This window comes from Natronolimnohabitans innermongolicus JCM 12255, assembly GCF_000337215.1.
GTDB classification, from domain to species: domain Archaea; phylum Halobacteriota; class Halobacteria; order Halobacteriales; family Natrialbaceae; genus Natronolimnohabitans; species Natronolimnohabitans innermongolicus.
In genome coordinates, this window is record NZ_AOHZ01000065.1 from 24566 (window position 1) to 32826 (window position 8261).

Here is an 8261-nt window from a genome sequence, read left to right on the forward strand (position 1 = left end):
GTTACGAGAACTGCACCCAGTACGTGTGTCCGTTCGAACACGTCACTTTCGTCTGTTCGCCGAAGGCTGCGGCGGAGCGACTGGGTTTCGATTCGAGGTCGCGGTCGGGTATCGAGACGCTACTTCTGGCGTCGCACTCCGGACACCTGACCTGCTGGATCGTTGTGAGTTGCATTCGGGATCCTACGCTAGCATATGTCGTGGCACTAAATAACACATTCTCAGGCGAACCGGCGGATCGAAGTCGTGCCGGCTTCGCACGTCGACGCACTGGCCGGATAGCCAGTCTCGAGTTCGGTCGTGTCTCGCCCTCGAGAGCCCCGCTTCGCTCCGTCGATTCGAATGCAAGTAAACAGTGTTCCACTCTCTTCTTGGCTTTCCGTTCCGTCCGACGGCGTCGTCGGTAACCGGCGGTCGACGACACACCACCCGGACGCTTTGCCGTCCAAATCGGCCGTCTCGAGCGGTCACGCGCATTTTTGTCGGCGCAGTGGTGATCCCACAATAGTTACGTGGGCGCGCTGAGAACCGGGGGCCAACGAATGCCATCGATACGCCGCATCCTGAGCGGGCTGCTCGCCAGCGTCGTTGGAATCCTCGTGATCGGGCTGCTCGCGACGATCGTCTTCGCCGTCGCGATCTTCGTCGTCTCGACCGGGGCGGACCTCGCGGGTCACGACCCGAGTCCGGACTACGTCGTCCTCTCGGCGGCGCTGGTCGTCGTCGCCGTCATCCTCACCGGCGGGTTCACGCCGCGGCTCTCGAGCGGCGGCGGGGACGACGAGGAAAGCGGCGAGCGGTTCGACGACCGAACGTTCAACTGACGGCGGTCGAGACCGACCGCGGCGACGCCCGTCGGTCGTCGGTCGAGAGAGGTTCACTTAACTGATACACGACCGAACGCCGCAGTATGACTCTCTCAGACGTCGTCGGTGCGGCCGCGAACGCGTTTCGCCGTCGACCGAGCGATCTTCTTCCCTGGTACATCCTCGGCGCGGCCGTGCCCGCGGTCGCACGCGTGATTCCGTTTCTGGCCATCGCCGTCGGCTTCGTCTACCTCGAGGCGAGTGGCCGACTCGAGGCGGCCATCGACGGATTTCAGGATCTCGACGCCGATCCACCTGATCCCGAAGCCAACCCCGAGGCGTTCGAAGAGTGGTTTACGGGCGTCGAAGCCGCGTTCGATCCGTTGCTCTCGGGGTGGCTGTTCGCGCTCGGAGCGCTCGCGTTCCTCGCGACGCTCGTCGTCGGCGTCGGCCTGTTCGCGGCCGTCTCCGCCGGCCAGCTCACCGCCTGTTCCGCTCGGCTCCGGAGCAACCGCGGCCTCTCGGCCGGCTTTGCAGGTGCGCGACGCTACTGGCTGCGCTACATCGGGCTGTACCTGCTCGAGTTGCTGGCGTGGATCGCCGTCGTGTTGCTGTTCGGTATCGTCACGGCGTTCGTCGCGGGAATCGCGGCGGTGGCGACCGGATCGGCCGGCGTCGGCGCCGTTGCCGCGCTCTTTGCGATGCTGCTTACGGGGCTCGCGCTCGCGGCCGTCCGGGCCGTCTTCGCGTTCGCTCCCGTCGCGGTCGTCGTCGACGACACGACGGCGGTCGACGCGGTGTCGAACGTGATCGGCTTCGTTCGCACACAGCCGCTGCGTGCGGGGTTCTATTACGCCGTCTCCATCGGCGCCGTCGTCGTACTCGGGATCGTCTCGACCGCGCTCATGGTGTTCGACGTGGTCGCCGTCGTCTCCCTGGTGACCGCGATCGTCCTCTTCCCGGCGCTCGATCTGTTGAAGACGGCGCTGTACAACGATTATCGCGGCCGCCTGCGACCGCCGACCGCCCCCGAGCGATCGCTCGCGGCGCAGTTTCGCGACGGCGTCGCTCGCGGCTGGGCCGAGATGGTCGCCTTCGTCCGCGCGACGCTCGGCACGCACGCGCTGGTCGTCGCCCTCGCACTCGGCAGTTTCTGGGTCGGCTGGGAGGTCGCCGAACCGCTCGTCAACGCCGGCGTGGAGACGTCGATCGAGCAGCGACTCGTCGGCCACAACCCGGCCGCGGCGACACTCGAGTTCTTCGGCAACAACTGGATGGTCGCACTCACGACGGCACTCTCCGGGCTGATCCTGGTGATCCCGGCGGTCTTCTCGCTCGTGTTCAACGGTTTCGTCATGGGCGTCTACGGCCGCACCGAGGTCGAGCCGATGGAACTGCTCGCGTTCGTCGTCCCCCACGGCATCTTCGAGATTCCGGCGATCTTTATCGCCTCGGCGCTCGGCATCTGGCTCGGTCTCGCCGGCTGGCGGACCTACCGCGGCCGGTCGACGCGGGACGACCTCGCCGACGCGCTCGAGCGGGCGTTCTGGGTGCTGATCGGCGTCGGCATCCTGCTGGCGGTCGCGGCGGTCGTCGAAGGCTTCGTGAGTCCGTACTACACGGCGTTCCTGTAGCATCGTTGTCCGATCTGGTCGTCGTCACCGGCCAGCCCTGTCGGCCGATTCGACTGTCACCGTCATCGACGGGATCGGCGCGTGGTATCACTCCGTCGACACTGGTGAGGCCGCCGAAACCGCCCGTTGGCTGGGGAACACCGAACCAATAAAGGCGCCCGCTTCCGTCCACGAACACATGACAACGACGCTCGGAACGGCGAGCGCGGCCCCGGGTGAGATGGATACGGGCCGTCTCGAGGTCGGCGAGACTCGCGACGGGAGTCCGTTCGGGTTGCCGGTGGCCGTGATCAACGGCGGACGGTCGGGGAAGACGCTCTACATGCAGGCGGCAAGCGACGGTGATGAACTCAACGGCGTCGGCGTGATCCAACGGGTCGTCCCGCAGCTCGACCCGACCGAAATCGCCGGCACGATCCTGATCGTCGGGATCGTCAACTACCACGCCTTTCAGGTCGCCCAGCACCGAAACCCGATCGACGACACGAAGATGAACCGGGCCTACCCGGGCAACGAGAACGGCACCTCGAGCGAGCGAATCGCCGCGGCGACCTACGACGCCGCCTCGCGGGCGGACCTCATTCTCGATCTCCACCAGGGATCGACCAGCCGGATGATCGACGAGGTGCGCGTCCGCTGTGGGAAACGCCACCGGCTGCACGACGACTGTCTCGAGCTGGCGAAGGTCTTCGGTTGCGGCTACATTCTGGACCAGAAGGGACCGGACGGCCAGCTCGCCCGCACCGCGCCGGACGAGGGAATTCCGACCGTCGATCCCGAACTCGGCGGCGCCGTCGGCTGGGACGAGACGAGCATCGAGAAGGGCGTCGAGGGCGTGTTCAACGTCCTGACCCACTACGGCTTTCTCGACGGCGACGTCTCCCTCGAGAGCCAGACCAGAGCGCGCGGCTTCGAGCAGTACGGCGCGCCGGGCGGCGGGCTCGTCTCCTTTTCGAAGGACCTCGGCGACCACGTCCGAAGCGGCGAGACGCTGTTCGAGCTGACGACCCCCTTCGGCGAGACGAAGACGGAAGTGACCGCCGACAGCACCGGAATCCTCTGGCGGACCCGGCGCCTGCCGCAGGTCGCCTCCGGCGAGTACGTCTGCTCGGTCGCGACGGATATCGACACCTACTGAGATGCCCTCGGATCTCATCTGCCCCGACTGCGAGACCGTCTACGAGGCCGGCCCGTCCGAACCGTGGCGGTGTCGCTGCGGCCGCGCCCTCGAGTTCGCCGAGCGGCCCCATCCGCAGGGCGACCCCCTTCCCTTGCACAGTCTCGACACCAGCGACGGCCTGTGGACCTTTTTCGAGTTCCTGCCGATCGAGAAGCGCGTGACCCTCCACGAGGGCTTTACGCCGCTCGTCGACGCCCCCGACTGGGACGCGCAGTTCAAACTCGAGTACGTGTTCCCGACGGGCTCGTTCAAGGACCGGGGCGCGACGACGACCCTCTCCCGGGCGGCCGAACTCGGCGTCGAGAAGGTCGTCGAGGACTCCTCGGGGAACGCCGGCGCCGCGATCGCGACCTACGCGGCCCGCGCGGGGATCGACGCGGAGATCTACGTCCCCGCCGACGTGAAGCAGTCGAAGCTGATGACGATCCAGCGCGCCGACGCCCGTCCCGTCCGCGTCGAGGGCAGTCGCGAGGACGTGACGCGGGCCTGTCTCGAGGCGGTCGCAGGCGGCGACGACGCAGCCGGTTCGGCCGGGAACGATCCCTTCCAGACCGGCCCGGGCTGGTACGCCAGCCACGCCTGGAACCCCGCCTTCTACGCGGGGACGATGACGTTCGCGTTCGAACTCGCGGCCCAGCGCGGCTGGACCGTCCCCGACGCCGTCGTTCTCCCGATCGGCCACGGAACGCTCTTTCTCGGCGCCTACCGGGGCTTCTCGCTGCTCAACGAGGCCGGCATCGTCGACGGAATGCCCCGACTGCTCGGCGCGCAGGCGACGGGCTACGCGCCGATCGTCGATGCACTCGGCGGCTGGCGAAGCGAAGACGACGGCGAGGGCGCCGACATCGCCGACGGCATCCGAATCGCCGAACCGGCCCGGGCGGACGAGATCCTGACCGCGATCGACGAAACCGACGGCGACGCGATCGCGCTCGGCGCCGATCCCGTCGAGACCGCCCTCGATCGGCTCCACCGCGGCGGTTTTTACGTCGAGCCGACCTGTGCAGTCGCGCCCGCCGCCCTCGAGACCTACCGCGAACGCGGCGCGCTCGACGCCGACGCCGACGTCGTCGTGCCGCTGACAGGAAGCGGATTGAAAACACTATGAAGCCCCGGTGCTGAAGCGGGGATAGATGGTCAGTCGTCCACCCGAGTTTTGCCCCCACTGTGGCAGCGCACTCGAGTCGGCCACCGTCGACGGCCGCGAACGCGAGCGCTGTCCGACCTGTGCGGAGGTGATCTGGCACAATCCAGTCCCCTGTGCGAGCGTCGCGGTCGTCGACCGCTCGCGACCCGAGCCGGCGGTCCTCTGCGTCGAACGCGGCGTCCCGCCGGGGGTCGGCGAGTGGACCCTCCCCGGTGGCCACATGGAGGTCGGCGAGGCGCCGGAAGTCGCCGCCGTCCGCGAACTCGAGGAGGAGACGGGCGTCAGCGTCGACCCCGACGCGCTCGAGATTCTCGGCGCGTCGACGATGCCGCCCCGTGACGGCAAACACGTCGTGACGATGCACTACGTCGTCGACGGCGCCGACGCGGCGGGCGAGCCGAGAGCCGGCAGCGACGCCACGAACGCTCGATTCTGGGCGCCCGGCGAGTTCGACGCCTCCGGAGAACGGTTCCGGCCGATCCACGAGGACCGGTTCCGCGAGGCCGCCGCGCTCGAGTGACGGATTCTTCCGAATCGCGACACCCGAGATCCGCCGTCCGGTAGCTCGGCGGAACCCGACATTCCTTTACTCCGCCCCTGAATACGAGCGGGTATGTTCCTCTCCCTACGCGCGGAGGTCGAGGACGCCCTCGAGGGGGCGCTCGCGGAACTCGACTTCCCGACCGACGACCTCGGACTCGAAGAACCGCCGGAAGACGTCGAGAGCGTCCTCGCCTCGAGCGTGGCGTTCCGACTCGCCGGCGAGGCCGGCGCCCCGCCGCCGCAGGTCGCGGGCCAACTCGCCGACGCGCTCGACGCTGACGACCTCACCTACGTCTCCGAAATCCAGACGCAGGGGCCGTACCTGAACTTCGTGCCGAGCGACGCCTACTTCGCCGAGACCGTGGCCGCCGGGACCGACGAGCGCTACGGCGCCCTCGAGGACCGCGACACGTCGGTCGTCGTCGAACACACCAGCGCGAACCCGACGGGGCCGGTCCACGTCGGGCGCGCGCGGAATCCGATCATCGGCGACGCCGTCGCGAACCTGCTCGACTACGCCGGCTACGACGTCGACCGCCACTACTACGTCAACGACGCCGGCCGCCAGATGGCCGTCTTCACGTGGGCCTACGAGACCTTCGACGAGGACGATCTCGATGACGAACCCGCACGCGACCGCATCGAGTACGACCTCGTGCGCTACTACCGGACGGGCAACGCCTTCCTCGAGAACGCCCCGACCGAAGAGCGCGAGGAAGCCGAAGCCGAGATCGAGTCGATCATGCAGGGTCTCGAGGCCGGCGACGAAGACGCCTACGAGCGAGTCAGCGAGGTCGTCGACCAGGTGCTCTCGGGCATGAAAGGCTGTCTCGCCCGGCTCCCCGCCGAGTTCGACGAGTTCGTCAAGGAGACGCGGTTCATGCGAAACGGCGACACCGACGACCTCGTCTCGCGGCTCAAGGAACTCGACGAGGCCGTCTACGAGGAAGACGCCTGGCAACTCGAACTCGAGGATCACGGCATCGACAAGAACCTCGTCTTCCTGCGCTCGGACGACACCTCCCTGTACGCCACGCGGGACCTCGCCCACCACGAGTGGAAGTTCGACACCTACGACCGCGCCGTCACGGTCCTCGGCGAGGACCACAAGCTGCAGGCCCGCCAGCTGAATACGACCCTCGAGTTGCTGGGCAACGACACCGACCAGTTGCAGCAGGTCCTCTATTCGTACGTTAACCTCCCCGAGGGGAAGATGAGCACGCGCCGCGGGACGGGCGTCGATCTGGACGACCTCCTCGACGAGGCGATCGACCGCGCCCGCGGCGAGGTCGAGGACCGACTGGACGACCGCATCCGCGACGACGACTTAGACGACGAGGACATCGAGCGCATCGCCCACCAGGTCGGCATCGGCGCCGTCCGCTACGACATCGTCTCCAAGCAGCCGGCGAAGGCGATCACCTTCGAGTGGGATCAGGCGCTCGACTTCGAGGCCCAGTCCGCGCCGTACGTCCAGTACGTCCACGCGCGCTGCTGTGGGATCCTCGAAGAGGCTGACCTGGATCCCGATACCGCGCTCGCGGACCAGGACGTCGAACTCGAGGCCATCGACGCCGACCTGCTCGCGACCGACGCCGAACGCGACCTCCTCGAGACGGTCGCCCGCTTCCCGGCGGTCGTCGACGAGGCCGCGGACGACCTAGAGCCCCACCGCGTCGCGACCTTCACCCGCGAGTTCGCCGATCGGTTCAACGGCTTCTACCGCGAGTGTCCGGTGCTCGCCGACGACGTCGATCCCGCGGTTCGCGAGGCGCGGCTGGCGCTGGTCGCCGCCTCGAAGCACACGGTCGCCAACGCGCTCGACGTGCTGGGCGTCGAGGCGCCGCGCTCGATGTAGGCCGACGCCCGCTCGCTTGGCACGCGGCGCTCGAGAGTTCGGGCGCTCGGCGGCACACGATCGGACGAAAAGGACGCTCGGCCACAGTTGTGCTCGCGGCCGAAGCCGGCTCACTCTGCCGTTTCCCGGACGTTCGACGCAACCTCGTCCCGCGAGCGGTCGCCGTTGCGATAGTTGATCAGCCACTCGACGTCGACGTCGAACGAGACGACCTTCATTCCGTCGTGGTCGACGACCCACGCGAGGGTCTCGACCTCGTCTTCGAACGCGTCCGCGTCGACGACCGCCGCGTCGATATCGTCCACGAACGAGCCGAGTTCGTCGAGCAGTTCTTCGTAGTTTGTCGTCTCGGACTCGGCGACGATGTCGACCGTCTCGCCGTCGCGGTCGATCGATTCGACCGTCAGCGTCTCGCTCTCGAGGGCGAACGCGGACTCGTCGAACCCGGGAACGTCGCCGGCGGCGCTCTCGTCGCCGTTTTCGTCGCCGTTCCCGCCATCGTCGTCGCTTTCCGTCTCGCTGCCGGTGATCGACTTGGTCTCGTCGTCCGAATCGTCGTCACCGCTGCCCTCACTGCCGGAGCAGCCTGCGAGTGCGGTTGCGAGTGCGGCACCACTACCGAGGAGGATCTTTCGTCTCTCCATGGACGAGGGCTCGAGACGATCCCTGTTTAGTAATCAGATCGTTACTGTCTCGTCACACGAACAGTATCGATTTTATCAGTTACTCCCGAAAAACATCGCTGAGAGCAGTTGTATCGGCCACTCACCCGCATTCTTCTCGTTTCCATCGTAGTTCTTGGAACGTGAACGTCTCGTTTACAAGAGTGTTAGGTAGCAGTAACTGTCTTTTCGTTCAACTAGATAACGACGTTATACACGCCGGAGTCGCGGGATAGGCGGTGCCTACCGACGCCAATGCGGCCGAACCGAGCGGCTCGAACTGACCGGCGAACGGCGCTCGGTTCGGACGGATCGTCGAGATGCCGCGAGGCGACACCTCGTGCACTCGATTTGCTTCGAAACCTGTGAGACCGTCGCCGTTCGGTATCGGCGGTCGCTGTCTCCGCCCGCCCGCGCGATCGTCGACAAAC

At 67.1% G+C, this 8261-nt stretch carries 8 protein-coding genes; 6 read left to right on the forward strand and 2 right to left on the reverse strand.

Features of this window, described 5'->3' with window-relative positions:
* Window position 1: 1 nt before the first annotated feature.
* Entirely contained in the window at window positions 2-175 is a 174-nt protein-coding gene (locus C493_RS23460; RefSeq protein WP_007260069.1) for a hypothetical protein, read from the reverse strand.
* A 367-nt stretch (window positions 176-542) separates the two neighbouring features.
* Between C493_RS23460 and C493_RS13810 the strand changes: the two genes are divergently transcribed.
* The 6 genes from C493_RS13810 (at window position 543) to argS (ending at window position 7168) form a co-directional block, all read left to right on the forward strand.
* Window positions 543-824 (forward strand): hypothetical protein, encoded by a 282-nt coding sequence (locus tag C493_RS13810; RefSeq protein WP_007260071.1) that lies wholly within the window; start codon window positions 543-545, stop codon window positions 822-824.
* A gap of 86 nt (window positions 825-910) precedes the next feature.
* A complete protein-coding gene (locus tag C493_RS13815; protein ID WP_007260072.1) occupies window positions 911-2440 on the forward strand; it encodes a stage II sporulation protein M in 1530 nt (509 codons plus the stop codon).
* 178 nt (window positions 2441-2618) lie between these two features.
* A complete protein-coding gene (locus tag C493_RS13820; RefSeq protein WP_007260073.1) occupies window positions 2619-3578 on the forward strand; it encodes a succinylglutamate desuccinylase/aspartoacylase family protein in 960 nt (319 codons plus the stop codon).
* A 1-nt stretch (window position 3579) separates the two neighbouring features.
* Window positions 3580-4728: a pyridoxal-phosphate dependent enzyme gene (locus C493_RS13825; protein ID WP_007260074.1), complete on the forward strand. Its 1149-nt coding sequence runs from the start codon at window positions 3580-3582 to the stop codon at window positions 4726-4728.
* Window positions 4729-4753: 25 nt separating this feature from the next.
* Window positions 4754-5287: an NUDIX hydrolase gene (locus C493_RS13830; RefSeq protein ID WP_007260075.1), complete on the forward strand. Its 534-nt coding sequence runs from the start codon at window positions 4754-4756 to the stop codon at window positions 5285-5287.
* Between the two features lie 93 nt (window positions 5288-5380).
* Window positions 5381-7168 carry an arginine--tRNA ligase gene (gene argS, locus C493_RS13835; protein ID WP_007260076.1) on the forward strand — a complete coding sequence of 596 codons (1788 nt, stop codon included), beginning with the start codon at window positions 5381-5383 and terminating at the stop codon, window positions 7166-7168.
* 110 nt (window positions 7169-7278) lie between these two features.
* Here argS and C493_RS13840 read toward each other — a convergent pair whose 3' ends face one another.
* Window positions 7279-7812, reverse strand: a complete 534-nt coding sequence (locus C493_RS13840; RefSeq protein ID WP_007260077.1) for a hypothetical protein — start codon at window positions 7810-7812, stop codon at window positions 7279-7281.
* Window positions 7813-8261: the final 449 nt, after the last annotated feature.

Excerpts from the sequence above, each read along its gene's own strand:
- C493_RS23460 (WP_007260069.1), bottom strand. The coding sequence starts at position 175 with ATGCAACTCACAACGATCCAGCAGGTCAGGTGTCCGGAGTGCGACGCC.
- C493_RS13810 (WP_007260071.1), top strand. The coding sequence starts at position 543 with ATGCCATCGATACGCCGCATCCTGAGCGGGCTGCTCGCCAGCGTCGTT.
- C493_RS13815 (WP_007260072.1), top strand. The coding sequence starts at position 911 with ATGACTCTCTCAGACGTCGTCGGTGCGGCCGCGAACGCGTTTCGCCGT.
- C493_RS13820 (WP_007260073.1), top strand. The coding sequence starts at position 2,619 with ATGACAACGACGCTCGGAACGGCGAGCGCGGCCCCGGGTGAGATGGAT.
- C493_RS13825 (WP_007260074.1), top strand. The coding sequence starts at position 3,580 with ATGCCCTCGGATCTCATCTGCCCCGACTGCGAGACCGTCTACGAGGCC.
- C493_RS13830 (WP_007260075.1), top strand. The coding sequence starts at position 4,754 with ATGGTCAGTCGTCCACCCGAGTTTTGCCCCCACTGTGGCAGCGCACTC.
- argS (WP_007260076.1), top strand. The coding sequence starts at position 5,381 with ATGTTCCTCTCCCTACGCGCGGAGGTCGAGGACGCCCTCGAGGGGGCG.
- C493_RS13840 (WP_007260077.1), bottom strand. The coding sequence starts at position 7,812 with ATGGAGAGACGAAAGATCCTCCTCGGTAGTGGTGCCGCACTCGCAACC.